The sequence below is a fragment of the Oleiphilus sp. HI0043 genome, from assembly GCF_001634935.1.
In genome coordinates this window covers 1-668 of the sequence record NZ_LWEY01000459.1, presented here as the reverse complement: position 1 = coordinate 668, position 668 = coordinate 1, and the positions used below count along the sequence as shown (strand labels likewise).

The 668-nt window shown below is 44.6% G+C and carries 1 protein-coding gene; it reads left to right on the top strand.

Going from position 1 to position 668, the window contains the following annotated elements:
• Window positions 1–668, top strand: a 668-nt coding sequence (locus A3729_RS05865) for a GNAT family N-acyltransferase (protein ID WP_156497716.1), incomplete at both ends; no start/stop codon positions are given.

The following is a 668-nucleotide window of genomic DNA, read 5'->3' as shown; positions in this document are numbered from 1 at the left end:
CTTCAGCTGGTAGATAACTTCATCGCACAGTTCAACTTTGTCTGTGCTTACAGTGAAGAACAAAAACGTATAGCTTATCAAATACGTTTTAAACAGAGCAAAGAAGACTTTGACGGACTCACTCATGTTGAGCAGGTCATTGACCAATATGACCACAACTCGACACACCTGCTCCTTCAAGAGAATAGCAGCAGACAATATATTGCCTGCATACGTATCAGCCACTCAGTTGAAAGCTTATCAGCGCAACCCACCTTGCCCTGCCAAAGGGCAAACTCCTGCTCACTAGGGTTTATCGATCAGGTATTTTCCTCTGGATGCCATTTATCTTTGTGCGAAATATCTCGACTTAACATCAACCCCGAGTATTGCGACACCGAAGCCAAAAAGTACAGTTTTTCAGAAGCAATGTATCTGGCAGCCTTCTCTCTTGCACGTTTACGCTTCGATGACCGAATTTTACTTTCGCTCCCCTGCAACGAATTCAAACGCTTACGAGCTCGCGGCCTCCAGCTAGAGCAGACCACGAACAAGCTGAACAGCGATAGTGAAGACTTATTCTGGCTCTCCAGTGAATCCGGTATTCTGGATAACAGCCCCGCTTATGATCTTTATCAACATATTCTCGGCTGTATTACTCATCAACTCAATCAACCTCTTTTAGATGG